General features: G+C 70.3%; 10 protein-coding genes and 1 CRISPR repeat array. Of the genes, 5 read left to right on the forward strand and 5 right to left on the reverse strand.

Annotation, left to right across the window (positions count from 1 at the left end):
• Positions 1 to 46: 46 nt before the first annotated feature.
• The 4 genes from casA to ACWDR0_RS06540 form a co-directional block, all read right to left on the reverse strand.
• Entirely contained in the window at positions 47 to 4792 is a 4746-nt protein-coding gene (gene casA / locus ACWDR0_RS06525) for a type I-E CRISPR-associated protein Cse1/CasA (RefSeq protein WP_456350527.1), read from the reverse strand.
• Positions 4793 to 4940: 148 nt separating this feature from the next.
• The gene (locus ACWDR0_RS06530; RefSeq protein ID WP_456350508.1) at positions 4941 to 5090 is read right to left on the reverse strand and encodes a hypothetical protein; all 150 of its coding nucleotides are present in this window, start codon (positions 5088 to 5090) and stop codon (positions 4941 to 4943) included.
• 458 nt (positions 5091 to 5548) lie between these two features.
• Positions 5549 to 5820: direct repeats of the CRISPR family, unit length 28 nt; unit sequence GGACCACCCCCGCAGGCGCGGGGACCAC.
• 459 nt (positions 5821 to 6279) lie between these two features.
• Complete coding sequence (locus ACWDR0_RS06535) at positions 6280 to 6855, reverse strand: flavoprotein (RefSeq protein ID WP_456350509.1); 576 nt, start codon at positions 6853 to 6855, stop codon at positions 6280 to 6282.
• Positions 6856 to 6954: 99 nt separating this feature from the next.
• On the reverse strand, positions 6955 to 7755 hold the full coding sequence (locus ACWDR0_RS06540) for a bestrophin-like domain (RefSeq protein WP_456350510.1): 801 nt from the start codon (positions 7753 to 7755) through the stop codon (positions 6955 to 6957).
• Between the two features lie 314 nt (positions 7756 to 8069).
• On the opposite strand from ACWDR0_RS06540, the gene ACWDR0_RS06545 reads away from it, so the two are divergent.
• Positions 8070 to 8867, forward strand: coding sequence for a VOC family protein (locus ACWDR0_RS06545; RefSeq protein ID WP_456350511.1), 798 nt, complete (start codon positions 8070 to 8072; stop codon positions 8865 to 8867).
• 12 nt (positions 8868 to 8879) lie between these two features.
• Here ACWDR0_RS06545 and ACWDR0_RS06550 read toward each other — a convergent pair whose 3' ends face one another.
• A complete protein-coding gene (locus tag ACWDR0_RS06550) occupies positions 8880 to 9668 on the reverse strand; it encodes a TOPRIM nucleotidyl transferase/hydrolase domain-containing protein (protein ID WP_456350512.1) in 789 nt (262 codons plus the stop codon).
• Positions 9669 to 10120: 452 nt separating this feature from the next.
• On the opposite strand from ACWDR0_RS06550, the gene ACWDR0_RS06555 reads away from it, so the two are divergent.
• The 4 genes from ACWDR0_RS06555 (at position 10121) to ACWDR0_RS06570 (ending at position 14922) form a co-directional block, all read left to right on the forward strand.
• A complete protein-coding gene (locus ACWDR0_RS06555; protein WP_456350513.1) occupies positions 10121 to 10813 on the forward strand; it encodes a carbonic anhydrase in 693 nt (230 codons plus the stop codon).
• A gap of 251 nt (positions 10814 to 11064) precedes the next feature.
• Positions 11065 to 11607: a SigE family RNA polymerase sigma factor gene (locus ACWDR0_RS06560; protein WP_456350514.1), complete on the forward strand. Its 543-nt coding sequence runs from the start codon at positions 11065 to 11067 to the stop codon at positions 11605 to 11607.
• On the forward strand, positions 11591 to 12490 hold the full coding sequence (locus ACWDR0_RS06565; RefSeq protein WP_456350515.1) for a hypothetical protein: 900 nt from the start codon (positions 11591 to 11593) through the stop codon (positions 12488 to 12490). The genes ACWDR0_RS06560 and ACWDR0_RS06565 overlap by 17 nt, the downstream gene beginning before the upstream one ends.
• Positions 12491 to 12594: 104 nt before the next feature.
• A complete protein-coding gene (locus ACWDR0_RS06570) occupies positions 12595 to 14922 on the forward strand; it encodes a transglycosylase domain-containing protein (protein ID WP_456350516.1) in 2328 nt (775 codons plus the stop codon).
• The last annotated feature ends 180 nt before the right edge of the window (positions 14923 to 15102 follow it).

Here is a 15102-nt window from a genome sequence, read left to right on the forward strand (position 1 = left end):
GATCATCCGGATACGACGGGGAGACAGGGACCGTTAGGACGGCCGTTCAGGAGGGCCGGGCCAGGGCGCCGGGGCGCTGCAAGCCGGCCTGCGGCGGTCCCAGCACCTTGTCCAGCTGTGCGAGGAACCACAGTTCCGCCCGGCCCGCGTCGATCAGCGTCCTGCCGAGCCCGGGAACGTCGACGACGCGTCCTTCGAAGGCGGCGGGTCCGGCGGAGCGGATCTCCTGCCAGGCCAGCCGGAGCACGTGCCCCCTGACGGTCTCCCGCCACCGCTGCTGCGCAGCCTGAAGGTCCGGCTGGCGTGCAAGCTCGACGAGCCAGGCCCGGTACGGTCTGTCCAGCGCCGCATAACCAAGATCCCGGGCCGTCGCGGCGGCCGTCTCGGCACTCTCGCCTCCCGCAGCACGAACGAGGTTGGCTGCTAGCCGGCCGAGGCCCTGCACAGCCTTCTCGGCTTCGTGCACCGCATCGATAGCGGCAGCACCGTAGACCTCGTTGACCGCATGCATCGCCACCACGGGAAGCTGGACGGAGTCGTCGATGATCTCGTCGATCACCGACTGCTGGGTCCCGTAGACCACGCCGACCGTGCGCAGCCGCACCAGTTTTCCCGGGTCGATCTCGCTCTCGGTGATCACTTCTGTGAACCACCGGGCGGTACGGGAACGGAGCTCGGTGTCGGGCCCGCTGCGGCGCCCGGCGTCGGCCGCGCTCCCACGGGCCGGGAGCAGTGACCCGATGCCGCGCCATGCTGCTCTGCGCGGGTCGTGCCGGGCGGGCGTGTAGACGACGGGGCGCTGCTGCTTCTTCTCCTGCACAGGGCTACGGCGCCATGCGGTCATCGGCTCCAGCAGCCAGGGCGACAGCTGGACCGGTGGATCGCCGTATCCCAGGACGACACCCGTCACCGAGTCCCCGTCCCGCACCAGGCGGACCCGGCGCGACTGCCACGTGTAGAGATCACGCAGGCCCAGCGGCTCGGGACCGCCTTCCGCGGCACTCCGGGGGCCAGGTCCCGGAGGCACCGCCCGGCGCCACACCGGCAGGTCCTCCTTGACGCGCTCCCCGAAGTCACCGTCCCGGTAGGCACTGTCGAAGGCGATGAGGTTGAGCAGCAGGGACTCCTGCAGGGTGTCGCCTTCGGCGAAGACACCGCCCAGGAGCCCCAGCGAACCTACGCCGAGGGGATAGACCTTGCCCGCTCTGGCCCGTCCGTCGTCGCCCTGCATGGCGGACTTGATGCCCGAGGTGTCAAAGGCGTGTACGTGCACCAGCCACCGGGCGGCCTCCGCGAAGGACAGACGCCCGACGCCGGGACGCCTCATGGAGAACAGTGCCGATCCGGTCGGGACGTCCGCCACGATCCGGCTCAGGGGGGCAACCTCGTCCTTCCCCGTGCGGAGCCCGGGTACCTGGAAGAACGGCCTCTCCTCGTCGAACAGTTCGAAACGGGATGCATGTCGGTCCAGATACTCCAGAACCACGGAGAAGGGATCCGACGCCTCCCACAGCTCCTCCCAGTCCTCCATCTCCGCAGGCCCTTGCAGCGCGTCGTACAGGACGGCCAGCATCAGCCTCAGCAAGACCATTTCCTGGGTAGGAACGTCTCCGACGATCCTGCGCAGCTCACCTGCCCGCACGAACACATCGCGCAGGGAAAGCTCCTCAACCGCACCGTCCGCGGACCTCTGCACCGGCAGCCACGGATCGTGTACGAGGCTGAACCCGGTGGTCCCCGCGCCCTCGGAACCCGTCCGGCCTGCTTCTCCGGCAGTGGACGCCGATGGGCTCACCCTGTCCCCCTCGTGCGCTGCTTCCTGCGGACCGTCGGCAGTGCTCCGGCCCGTAAGCGGTGTCCGGGCATCCGTTGCATCCCCGGCCTCCTTGTCCCGTACGCCCCGGCCGGCCACGGACGCACTCGGATCCGTGACCTGCAGCCCTTCGGCGGGGCAGTAGCTCAACTCGTAGCCTGACAGCCGGGTCTGACAACGCTCGTCCAGCACCATCAGCAACTCACCTGCCAACCAGGGGCATTCCTTCACCTGCCAGGCCGGGACCAGGGACTTCTCCAGCTCCTCGATGGCGTCGTCGATCACCCACTGCTTGCTGAAGCGCCCCGGCAGAGTGAGCGCACTGGCGGCCACCGCCTCCGCAGCGCGTCGGTTCGGAGGGAAGTCCACGGGCAGCTCCAGGCCTCCCCTCCCGCCGGCCATCCCGCCGTCGAGCCACGGCACCGTACGCAGCCGCCCGTCCGCCGAACGCTGCACGACCAGCACCTCAAGCGTCGCCTCGCCGTCGCGTACTTGCGCCCTGCCTTTCCTGCTGTCGTCCGCGTCCCCCGCGTGTGTCTCCAGCCATCCGTACACCGGGCGTCCTGGGCGTCGCACCGGCCCCAGCAGAAAGCCGTTCGCCAGGCGTCGCTTCTCCGTGAGCAGCGCCTGGTAGCGCTCTTCGGCCTCGGCCATCTCCCCGGCCCACTCTTGCGGCCCGATCGGCCCGCTACCGTAGGCACTCTGAACCAGCGGGCTGATGTCGTCCGGCAGCCGCAGCGGCAAGCCGTCCAGATGGGGCGAGAGACCAGCGAGCGAACGCAGCAGGGTCCAATCCCCCTGGTACACCGCGCGTGAGCCCGCCACCGGGGAGGGTGGTGCGGCGCTCCAGTCGACACCGGTGACCAGGCACCGGGCCGTCGTCAGCGGGGCCGGTCGGTGCGCAGGATGCCGGTGCAGGCGCCCCATACGCTGGAGTACGAGGTCAACCGGGGCCAGGTCCGTGACCAACAGGTCGAAACTCACATCGAGCGACTGCTCGACCACCTGACTGGCGACCACGACATGGCGTTCCGGACGCTCGCCACCACGTCCGAACCTCCGCAACAGGTCGGCGTCGTTGGCCGCCCGGTCGGCGGCAAGGAACCGGGAGTGTGTGACGGTCACGTTCTCCGCGCCGAATCGCTCTCGCAGCACCTCGGCCGCCTCCAGCACGCGGCCCACCGTGTTGCGCACGACCAGCGCGCAACCGCCGTCCGAGAGTTCCCCTTCCAGGCGGTCGGCGAGCGCGGCAAGGTCGTCGTCCAACCGCTCGACCACGACAGTGGCACCGCGGTCCGAAGCTGCCGCCGGACGCGCGGTAAGGGCACCGCGGCCCGGTGACACCGCCGTCAGCAGCGGGTAGGCATCGGCAGCCGTCTCGATGTCCGCGGCGCTTTCCGGCCCCGCGTAGGCGGCGGCCAGCTCCTTCCTCCGGGCGGCCGGAAGCGTGGCCGACAGCAGCACCACCGGCACGCGATAGGCGGCCAGCCACTCCAGGGTCCGGTCCAGGTACCGGTTCATATAGGCGTCGTACGCGTGGACCTCGTCGATCACCACGACCTTCCCGGCGACCGCGAGGTGGCGCAGGGCCAGGTGTCGGCTCTTCAACGCCGCGAAGAGCACCTGGTCCACGGTCCCGACGGCGAACGAGGCCAGCAGTTGCTTCTTCCGTCCCCGGAGCCACTGATGAGCGTGGAGCCCCGAAGGCCGCCATCTTTCCTCGTGATCCACTCCCCATGAAACGGCGGCAGCGTTCCCGGCCTCGTCCGGGTCGATCGCTGTGATCGCCCTGCTTCCCGAACGGAGCAGGCCTGCCCATGCCTCCTGGAGCGCCGCCTTGGCGTGCGCGAGGACGACCGACCACGACCGCGCTCCCTCCTTCGGCAGCGCATCGAGCCACGACAGCAGCCGTCCGAACATGGCGTCGCCGGTGGCCCTAGTGGGCAGCGCCAGCAGCAACCCACCGGCCCCGGACCGTGCGGCGAGCACCTCCGCGGCCGCGAGCGCGGCCTCGGTCTTCCCCTCTCCCATGGGTGCCTCGATGATCAGCAGTCCGCCCGGATCCATCTCCCGAGCCAGCCGGACGGCTTCTGCCTGGACCGGACGCAGCATGGCGCCCCTGAGCTGGGGAAAACGGTCGGCGAACAGTTCCTGGGCAGAAACCGACGGAACCTGTGGCTGCCAGGGTTCCGGCAGGTCCAGCCCTTCCCAGGCCGCTCGCAGTCGCCGTGCTTCACCTTCCGCGCCAAGGGGATGCCATGACTCCGGCGCATACGGGAACAGCTCCGGGGAGCTGGCAATCCAGTCGGCGAGGATCACGACGGCGGTCAACAGGACCTGGACCGTTTGCGGTAGCTTCACGTCGCGCCACGACGGCAAGACCTCAGTTGCAGCAGTCATTTCGGCACACCAGTCCAACAACTCGAACTGCGTTCGCTGCCACACGGCTTCCGCGGGGCCGGCATGGCGTACGAGATGGGGGCGCAACTGCAGATCGTGGATCTGCCCGCTCTCCGGCGGAACCCCGTGGTGCCCACCGGCGACGACTGCGAACTGCCCCGCCGTCCGGGGCCCCAGCTCGAACCGCTCCTTCAGCCACTCCTGCAGGATCAACTGTCCGGCCAGGCCGTGCGGAGCAAGTCGTCGACTCTCTCCGTACTCCTTGGCCGTGCGCATCTCCAGGCCGACGTCCCTCATGCGCGAGGCGAGTTGCTCGACCTGGCACGCGAAAGCAGGCGAGCATTTGCCGACGTCGTGGGTAGCCGCCAGGAACCTTACGAGTCGAACGGCATCCGTGGCGCCATGGGGAAGTACATCCGTAACTTGGAACTTGGTGTTCTCCGGCAGCCACTCGTCCCATAGTTTCCCGGCGACGCTCGCACTGTCCGCCATATGCCGCCAGAGGGGCATCCAGCCGTCGCTCTTCCGATCATGCTTGGCCCACGGAGCACGCGCTGCTACCGAGAGGACTTCCGATATCGGGCCAGGCCAAGGAGATTTACTGGGCGGCGAGGGTTGAGAATTCACTCCGAAGCCCTCCGTTTAGCCGCTGCGACGCGGCGGGGAGTCGAGGTAGGGACAGCGGTGGGATGGGGCGGGGGCCCACGGAGGAGCCCCCGCTGACGCCTCAGCGCCTCGACCAGAACGACAGCGCGGCGCCGGCAGACACCAGTACCGCCCAGGCCCACGGCCACCCCGGAGAGGCCGTGATCATCGCCAGAATGAGCAGCCAGTTGATGCCATCTGGAGGCTGGGCGGGCTGGGTCAGAATGGGCATGAGTAGAATCGCTCCGTCCTATGAGTGTGCTGCGCTCGGCGGACGGGAGGCCTCACACCTGCTGCGTCGCTGCAACGACCCAGCACGGTTCTACGTGCGGCCTCCCTCTTCTTTTCAGGGGGGCGCCCCTGCCGCGCAGACTACGGCGACAAAGCGTGACGACGCGAACTCCCGTGTCCATTGAACTTGTTGACAGGCAACGCTCAACTAGCGAAGCAGGATCTCGGTTACTAGTAACTGCCGCGCCTAGTCGCCGGAGGCACCTTCACGGGGCCAGCTTGTGGAGCCCCGCAGGCGCGGGGAGCAGGTGGTACAACCCGCGAGGCGGGCTCTCGGGGGCCACTCCCGCAGGCGCGGGGAGCACGGGTCGGCGCAGCCGTTCTGCGCGGCGAGGTAGAGGCCACCTCCACAGGCGCGGGAAGCAAGCTATCGCATCAGCCACAGGAAGGTCTCCGGACGGACCACCCCCGCAGGCGCGGGGACCACCCGGTCCAGGCAGGGAGAGCGGCTGCTGCGGCGGGACCACCCCCGCAGGCGCGGGGACCACTACAAGATGGCCCTCCGGGCGGTGCACGTCTCGGGACCACCCCCGCAGGCGCGGGGACCACATCACGGACGGATACCGGTACGCCGCCGAGCAGGGACCACCCCCGCAGGCGCGGGGACCACAGCAGACCCGCGCCGTCAGGCTCGATGAAGCGGGGACCACCCCCGCAGGCGCGGGGACCACAGGCGCCGACCTGGTGTCCTATCGGAGCAGCAGCAGGATTTTACCCACTTTGCCAAACTCCGACCTTGCAGACCTTTCCACACATCTCACCTACCGTTCGAGGTCGCGCGATCAGATTGCCACAACTGACCTGCATCAAATGAGAGTTGATGGTGATCGCGCCCCATCGGCACGGCCTCAGACCGAATGAGTTCGCCGAGCGCCTGCGTGAGCGCCGCGCGAGCGGACGGGTTGGCCCCTTCCGTCTCCAGATGGACCCACCAGCACCAAACTCAGGCCTGACCTGCGAAAACAGGTTCGCGGAGCACACCCCCGGATCGCCCGAGACGATCCTGCAGGCCCTTGTAATGCGTAGGTCGTCGGTTCGAATCCGACAGGGGGCTCTTTTCATGCCCGGGCCGGATCCCCTCCGCCCGGGTTTCTTCTCGCCCCCCTCCGCCCGGGTTTCCCGTCATCCCCTCACGCGCCGAGTCCCCGCACGCCCCCCAGCCCCGGCACCTCCGGGCCGAGGAGTTCCAGTGCTTCCTCCCAGCGGAAGCGCTCGCCCGCTCCCTGCCGGGGCGGGTGGGGGACGTACGAGCCGATCAGTACGCCCATGCCGCTCAGGCGCGCCAGGCTCCGCGGATAGGCGGGGTGTGCGGCCTGGGCGCTGTTCACGTACGGGAGTACGGCGATCGGTACCCCCGAGCCGTACGCCTCGCACAGGATCCCCAGCGCCAGCGTGTCCGAGATCCCCGCGGCCCATTTGTTGATCGTGTTGAACGTGGCCGGGGCCACCGCGACGGCGTCCGGCGGGGGCAGCGGGCGGGGTTCGCCCGGGAGCCGCCAGGCGGACCGGATCGGATACCCGGTCTGCTTCTCCACGGCGGCCGCGTCGAGGAAGCCGAGGGCCTGCGGGGTCGCGACGGCACCCACGTCCCAGCCCGCCGCCCGCGCCGCGGCGATCAGCTTTCCCGACTCGCCGGCTATTCCGGCGGCACAGACGACGACATACAGAAACGGTCTCCCGGCAGCCCGGCCGGACTCATGCCTCACGTGGAACCCCTGTCGTCGACCGGAACGGTGCGATGCGCTGCGATCCGGTAAGCGTACGAAGCGGGCGGGGGACATGGTGCCGTTATGCGAACGTCCGTCTTACGCGGAACGGCGGTTGCCGCTGGAGTCGCAGGGGATGCCGGATTCCGGGTGGTGGGCGAGGAAGTCGCGGGTGGACTGGCGCTCGGCGTCGGCGATCGCGGCCGGGCTGACGGTGATGACACCCCCGAAGGGGCGGTCGACGTCGTGGATGATGCAGAGCGTCGTCGTCAGCAGCGCGGTGATCACGACGAGGACAGCCACCTGGCCGAAGTTGTTCCGGCGGGGGAGGCAGATCCCCAGGGTCACCACCATGATCGCCACGGTGGCGAGCAGGAACCAGAGAATGGCGGCGGGGACACTCGCCGTCGACTGGGTGAGACGCTCCTCGCGCTCCTGGGAGCGCTTGTTGTCGGCGGCGACGAGCATGCCGAAGGCCTGTTCGCCCGCCAGCTCGCGGAAGGTGCGGCGGAAGTCGGTCGACCACACGCTCGGGGCGGCGGAGCCGTTCCCGTCGGCCATGGCGGGCCACTCCTCGGCACGTACGGCGCGGGCGTAGCAGACGGCGGCGGCCTGGATCCGGGCTCGCTGTTCCCCGGGGGCGTACTCGGCGATCTCGGTCAGCTGGTCCAGGGCGCGGGCCTCCCCGCGGGCGGCGACCTCGGCCTTTCCGTACGAGGCGGACGCGGTGACCAGGACGAACGCGAGCAGCAGCACGGTCAGGGTCAGCAACGGTTCCACCAGGTCCTTGAGCGCCATCCCCTCGCTGTCGTCGGCGGTCGTCAGCCGGGGTCGCAGCCACTGGTTGACCGCGAGGCCCGCCAGCAGGGCGAGCGCGGCGACGGCGATCACGACGACCATGGGCGGCCACCTCCCGGGGTGTCGTGATCATGCCCCGGGGACCGGCCGCACCCGGCCTGCGGGGCGCAAGGGGCCTCTATCGGAGGACACGCCTTGCGCCGGAGGGACCCCGGGGGACGCCGGGGACCCTGAGCGCGCCCCGGCTCCGTGCTCCGGCGCCGCCGTTCGCGGGCCCGGCCCGGCGGTGCCGTCCGGCCCTGCGGGCCGAGCCCGCTTTGGTGCGAACAGATTTTCGAATTCGGCGGGCGGCGGGGTCCCGGCATGGCTAGCGTGGATTCCCGGGACGAACCCCACCACAGGGAGGAACCGCGACCATGAGCGAGACACCCCAGGGCACCCCCGTCTGGGCCGACGGGATGTTCCCCGACGCCGAGGCGGCGAAGAGTTTCTACGGCCCCGTCCTCGGCTGGACGTTCCGCGCGGCGGAGTCGGAGAAGGGCACGTACACCCAGGCGTACGCGGACGGGAAGGCGGTCGCCGCCTTCGTACCGCCGCTGCCCGGGCGGGAGGGCACCCCGCTGTGGTGCCTCCATCTCGCCTCGCCGGACGCGGTAGCCGCCGCGGCCCGGATCACCGAGCACGGCGGCCGGGTGCTGCTGGCGCCGGTGAAGGCCGGCGACCTCGGCTCGTACTGCGTTGCCGCCGATCCCGAAGGAGCCGTCTTCGGGGTCTGGCAGCCGGGCACGCACAAGGGTTTCGAGGCGGGCATGGAGCAGGTGGGCGCGTACCGCTGGGCGGAGGTGGTCAGCCGGGATCCGGCGGCGGACGCCTTCTACCCCGCCGTCTTCGGGTACGCCTCGCAGCAGATGGACGATCCCGAGCTGGACTTCCGCGTCTACAGCGCCGGCGGCGGACCGCTCCTGGGCCGGGTGCAGGCGGAAGACGACTACCTGGCCGGTACGCCCGCCGGGCTCAACGTCTACTTCAACGTCGCCGGCTGCGACCGGGCCGTCGCGGCGGCCGTCGGACACGGCGCCACCGTCCTGCTCGCGCCGACGGACAGTCCGTTCGGGCGGTTCGCCACCCTCACCGATCCGCAGGGCGCCCGCTTCTCGGTACTCGACACCACCCAGTTGGCGGGAGAGGTTCCGGAGCTGACCGACCTGCCCTGAGGCGCCGGGGTCTCAGAGCGCGGCCAGGAGATCGTCCAGCGGGGCCGGGACCCGGTCGGGAGTGAGAGCGCCGACCAGGACACCGCCGTAGTGGATCTTGCGGCCCTTCTTGGTGCCGAGGAAACGGCGCAACTGCTGCTGTGCGGTGCGGTCCTGCTGGGCGGGCTGCTGGAGGAAGGTCGTCAGGGGGCGTACGTCGCCCTCGCCGCGGACGAGTTCCCGCACCCGGTCCGGGCCCAGCGCGCGGATCAGTTCGTCCTCCAGGTCCGCCGCACAGACGAAGATCCCCTCCGGGGCGGCGCCGGAACGCTCCCAGGCGCGGACGTAGTACGGACGCTCCGCCTCGTCGCAGAGCCCCGTCAGCCGGAGACCCAGGCCGGACGGCCCGAGCAGGGCGGTGAAGCGTCCGACGTTCATCGCGCCGCCCATCGGCAGGACACAGACGCCTTCGGCCGCCAGGTCCCGGCCGCGGCGCGCGGCCAGGGCATTGACCGCCGCGGCATCGCTGAGGCCTTCGAGGAGAACGACCGTACGGACGGGCAGTCGGGCGGCGAGGTCGCACGCGGTCCGGCCGCGATCGCCGGTGCCGGTGCTGGTGCCGGTGCCGTGGGTGGCTTCGGTCTCCCGTCCGCCGCGGGGGCCGCCGGCGCTGTGGACGGCCTCGGCCTCCCGGCCACCATGGGGGCCGCGGGGACCGTGGACGGCCTCGGCCTCCGGTCCGCGACCGGCGCCGCGGGTACGGCGGGGTCTACCGGCCGCCCATGCCGTGACCGCGTTCCGGAAAGCGTCCATATCAGCCATGGGGCGAGTCTTCGCCGTACCCGCCCGCCGCGCCAGCGGATTTCGGCGCGGGGCCCGCCGCCCCGCCCCTACCCTCGCCGAACACCTTCCACACGGGCAAGTCCCGGCCCCTTCCGGCCCGGACCCCGGCCGTCGCGCCATACCGCCGACCCGGCGCGAGCGGAACCGCCCGATGTAGGTGTAGGTGACACGCGTCGATGCACGTCGAAGTGGGGCCACGACGGGCACCGCCGGACTGAATGAGAGATACCGCTTTCCGTCACCGCCACCCCCTCCCGCCTCACCAAACACCCCATGTCCCGCATTTCACCTTGGCGAATTTGATCGCTTACTTATGGCAAGACCCAAGCCTAGATTCTCGTTTCATGAAAGAAATGGAAAAGAAGCAGTCAACTGGCTCGCAAACCTCGGCAAATTCAGCGGCGAGCAGTCGTCGTGGTCTGTTACGCGGCATGGCTGCCGGAGGCTTGGTGGCGGGAACCGGACTGGCCTGGGGCGCCTCGCCCGCCGCCGCCGCGCCGCGGGCCGCACGGCGGAGTTCGACCTGGACACCGCCCAGCAGCCCGACCCAGGCGGAGTTCGAGCTGTTCAACGAGGGCAACGCCCGCTGGAAGGTCCAGGCCCAGGTCCACCCGCGCGAGTACCAGGACACCCGCGCTCTGCTCGTCACCGCGCAGACCCCCTGGGCGATGATCGTGAGCTGTATCGACTCCCGGGTGCCTCCGGAGCTGGTATTCGACCAGGGTCTCGGCGACCTCTTCGTCAGCCGGACCGCCGGACAGGTCCTGGACGGAGCCGTGCTCGGCAGCACCGCCTACGCCGCGACCAAGCCGAGCGTGAAGCTCATCGTCGTCCTCGGTCACCAGGACTGCGGCGCGGTGAAGGAGGCGATCACCAGGAAGGACAACCCCACCGCTCCCGGCTTTCCCCCGCGCCTCGAGTTCCTCACCACGGCCATCAAGGACGCGATCCCGCCCGCGGGCACTCCGAACCGGGAGAACCTGGCGATCAACGAGAACATCCGGCGGATCCGGGACCAACTACTCGTGGAGCCCCAGATATCGCCCCGGGTGGCGGCCGGAACGCTGAACGTCATCGGCGCCCGCTACGAGCTCGACACCTGGATCGCCCACAAGGTCATCTGACCCCCGCCGGGCCGCGAGGCCCGCCGGGCCGCAGGCCCCGTCCCCCACGACCGCCCGTCTTCCGCACCCGGGGAGGCGGGCGGTACCCGTATCCGGCTCCCGCGGACGGACCGGACAAAGGCCCCGGTCACCGGACGCCGGAAGATTTCCGGCACCCGGAGGCAACCTATCCGGGGCCCCGGCCCATTCCTCCTGTGTGGGACAGCACCGGGAAGACAGCGGAACGGTACGGGAAGGGCATGGTCTGCGGGATGGGGTTGCCGGTCGACGACACGGGCTTCGAGCAGTTCGTCGCCGCGCGGGGGCCCCGGCTGCTGCGTACGGCCTGGCTGCTGACGGGCGACGCGCACCTGGCCGAGGACCTGTTGCAGACCGCGCTCGCCAAGGTGTGGCCGAAGTGGCCGCGGATCGCCGGGGAGCACCCGGAGGCGTACATCCGCAAGACCCTGGTGAACACCTACACCGAGTGGTGGCGCAGACGCTGGCGCGGCGAAGTGCCGCACGCCGAGCTGCCGGAGGGCCCGGCCGACCCGGGCTGCCGTCCGTACGACGTCTTCGCCCGGGTGGACCTGGAGCAGTCGCTGGCCGCCGCGGTCCGGGCGCTCCCCCGGCGGCAGCGGGCCGTCGTGGTCCTGCGGTTCTTCGAGGATCTGAGCGTGGCGGAGACCGCCGACACCCTGGGCTGCACCCAGGGCACCGTCAAAAGCCAGTCGGCCAAGGCGCTGAAGACCCTGCGGTCGGTACTGCCGGTCTCCCTCGTGGAAGGCGGTGAGCCCTGTGACCGAGCCGCGTGACCGGCTGCCGGACGGCCCGGTGGACGCCCCGGCGGACGGCCGGGAGCACGACGGTGCGGCGGAGCACGAACTGCGGGTTCTGCTGGCCCGTACGGTGCCCAATCTGCCGACCCCGCTGGACCGGATGGGACAGGTACGGGAGCGGGTACGGCGACGGCGGCGCAGGCAGCGGGCCCTGGGCACCGTCCTGACCGTCACCGCCATCGCCTGCGGTGGCCTGCTGCTGCCCGAGGCACTGACCGGGGACGGCCGGGACACCCGGCCGATGGTCGCCGAAAGCTCCGAACGCACCGGCCCCCCGCTCACCCCGGCGGCGCCGCGCCAGGCCCGGAAGACGGTCTCCCAGCCCACGCTGGCCGGGATGGAGCTGAGCGTTCCGGTGGCGTGGCACACGCTGGGCACGCCCGACCGCCCCGGCGAGGAGAACCTTGTCGGCAACAACACCGTCTATCTCTCGACCCAGCCGCTGACCGCGTTCCCGCAGCCCTGCACCGCCGAGGCCAGCTGCTTGCCGATGAAGCGGCTCCGGCCCGACGGGGTGCTGGTGCAGTTCGGGATAGCCCCCCACACCAATGTTCCCGAAAAGGTCCGGGAGCTCGGCCGGCCCCTCACTCGCGACACCGAACTCTACGAGTACTGCAAGGAGCTCGGCGGGGCGTACGGCTACTCGGGCGCCATCGGCGGGGTCCCCGACCCGGACTCCCCCGTCTTCGTCAACGTCTGCGCGGGCCCCGGGATGCCGGAGAGCCGGCTGAAGGAGATCACCGAGTTCATGGCGCAGGCCGTGTTCCACGGCCCGGGGAAGACGTCGGCCTACGGACGGGACACCCCGGACGCGCCCCCGCCGGGCGCGTCCGTAGGGAAGCGGCCGGGGGTGTCATGACCTGCCGGGGATTCGGTTACAAGATCGTCGATATTCCGTCACCGGGACAGCTCCCGTGATCAGGGACAATTACCTTCCGGACAGAACCACATTGGATCATCGCCATGCCATTGAAGCGCTCGGGCGGAGGCCGGTCGGCGACCCGCCAGGCCGCCACGTTCCTCGGTATCAGCATGCTCTCCGGAGCGGTACTCGCGGGCATCGCCCTGCCGGCCGCCGGGGCGCTGGGGCTGGCCGCCAAGGGGACGGTCAAGAAGTTCGACGAGATTCCCGCCAATCTCAAGACCCCGCCGCTCAGCGAGCGCACCAGAATCCTCGACGCCAACGGCGACGAGATAGCCACGGTCTACTCCCGTGACCGCCAGGTCGTCCCGCTGACCGCGATATCGCCGTACATGCAGAAGGCGATCATCGCCATCGAGGACTCGCGCTTCTACGAGCACGGCGCGATCGACCTCAAGGGCATCCTGCGGGCGATCAACAAGAACGCCCAGGAGGGCGGGGTCGCCCAGGGCGGTTCGACGCTGACGCAGCAGTATGTGAAGAACGTCTTCGTGGAGGAGGCGGGCGACGACGCCGACAAGGTCGCCGAAGCCATCCAGCAGACCCCCGGCCGGAAGATCCGCGAGCTGAAGTACGCGATCCAGGTCGAGGAGGAGCTGGGCAAGAAGAAGATCCTGGAGAACTACCTCAACATCACGTTCTTCGGGCAGCAGGCGTACGGCATCGAGGCCGCGTCCAAGCGGTACTTCTCCAAGTCCGCCAAGGACCTCAAGCTGGAGGAGGCGGCGCTGCTCGCCGGGCTGGTCCAGTCCCCGAGCCGCTACGACCCGGTCAACAACCCGGATGTCGCCCTCCAGCGCCGCAATGTGGTGCTGACCCGGATGGCACAGGTCGGAGCGGTATCGCAGGCGGACGCGGCGAAGGCGAAGGCCAAGCCGGTCGCGCTCAAGGTGAACAGCCCCAAGAACGGCTGCATCACCGCCGACAACGGCGCGGGCTTCTTCTGCGACTACGTCCGGAAGGTCTTCCACCGGGACCCCGCCTTCGGCAAGACCCCCGAGGACCGCGCCAAGCTGTGGAACCGCGGCGGTCTGACCATCCGCACCACCCTGGACCCGAAGTCCCAGCAGGCGGTACAGGACTCCATCAAGGAGTACGTCTACAAGGGCGACAAGGTCGCCACCGCGGTGACCATGGTCGAGCCCGGCACCGGGAAGATCCTGGGGATGGGCCAGTCCAGGCCGTACGGCTTCGGCAAGAACGAGACCCAGATCAACTACTCCGTCGACCACAAGATGGGCGGGTCGAACTTCGGCTTCCCGGTCGGCTCGACGTTCAAGCCGTTCGTGGCGGCGGCCGCGCTGGAGGAGGGCCGTCCGGCCACCCAGACGTACTCCTCGCCGTACGAGATGCCGTACCCCGACCGGATCTCGGCCTGCAACGGCGAGTCCTGGGTCAACACCTCCGGCGAGGACCTGACCAACGAGATGGAATCGGAGAAGGGCCCGTACCCGCTGAAGCGGGCGATGGCACTCTCGGTCAACACCTACTTCGTCCAGATGATCGAAGACATCGGGCTCTGCCCGGTGAAGAAGATGACGGACAAGCTGGGTCTGGTCGTCGGCAACGGCAAGAAGCTCCAGATGTCCCCCTCCGGTCTGACGCTGGGCTCGGAGGGCATGTCCCCGCTGACCATGGCGTCGGCGTACGCGACCTTCGCGAGCCGGGGCATGTACTGCACCCCGGTCGCCATCCAGTCCATCAAGACGAGCGACGGCCGGAAGCTGACGCCGCCGCGTTCGACGTGCTCCCGGGCGATGAGCGAGCAGACCGCCGACACGGTGAACGAGCTGCTCAAGGGCGTGGTCTCGGACCAGGGCACCGGCCGGTCCGCCGGGCTCGCGGGCCGGGAGAGCGCGGGTAAGACCGGTACCACCGACGGCCGGAAGAACGCCTGGTTCGTGGGCTACACCCCGAACCTCGCGGGCGCGGTCTGGGTCGGCAGCCCGACCCAGCGGGTGGAGATGTTCAACATCACCATCGGTGGCAAGTTCAAGGCCAAGGTCTTCGGTGGTGAGGTCCCCGGTTCGATCTGGCGCGACGCGATGCGCGACGCGCTGAAGGGCAAGGACCGGCCGCAGTTCAACCGGGTCAACATCCCGGACCCCAAGACCGACACCGAGGGTGAAGGCGAGGGCGACGGCGGCGGCGAGGACGGCGAAGGCCGCGAGGGCGGCCGTGGCGAGGGCGAGGGCGGCGACCGCGGGCCCGACAACGGGAACGGGAACGGCGGCAACGGGAACGGCGGGAACGGCAACCCCGGGAGCGGGAACGCCGGCCGGTCCGGTGGCGGCGGTGGCGGCAACCCCGGAGGCAACGGCGGCGGGGGCAACCCCGGCGGCGGTGACGGAGGCGGCGGCGGGGACTGACCCCCCGGCGCACCACGCCACGGCCGGTGAGCCGTGAGCACCCGTACGACAACGGCCCCGGCCCCCGGCAGGCAATCCGCCTCCGGGGGCCGGGGCCGTCGTACGACCCGGCGGAGGGCTGTCGTACGACCCGGCGGGGGGCGGCGGGCGGCTGCCCAGCTCTCCGGCTGCTGCCCGGCC

Source organism: Streptomyces sp. NPDC003691, from assembly GCF_053981115.1.